Raw genomic sequence first — 315 nt, 5'->3', positions numbered from 1 at the left:
GAGGTTAAGATACTAAGGGCATACGGTGGATGCCTTGGCGCCAAGAGCCGAAGAAGGACGCGGAAAGCTGCGAAAAGCTCCGGGGAGCCGCAAGCAGGCTTAGATCCGGAGGTGTCCGAATGAGGCAACTCAGCCGGAGTAATATCCGGCTACCGTGCACTGAATAGATAGGTGTACGGGGGGAACCGGGGGAACTGAAACATCTCAGTACCCCGAGGAAAAGAAAGCAACAGCGATTCCCTGAGTAGCGGCGAGCGAAAGGGGAGGAGCCTAAACCATACCTGTGTAAACCTGCCGGTGTTGCAGGTATGGGGT

The 315-nt window shown here is 56.2% G+C and carries 1 rRNA gene; it reads left to right on the top strand.

Annotation, left to right across the window (positions count from 1 at the left end):
* Window positions 1-2 precede the first annotated feature (2 nt).
* Window positions 3-315 (top strand): 23S ribosomal RNA (locus JDF658_RS10635); the annotation flags it as partial.

The organism is Carboxydocella sp. JDF658 (assembly GCF_002049395.1).
GTDB lineage: Bacteria > Bacillota.
Note: the sequence above shows the minus strand (reverse complement) of the source record. Positions and strands in the feature narration are given on the sequence as shown.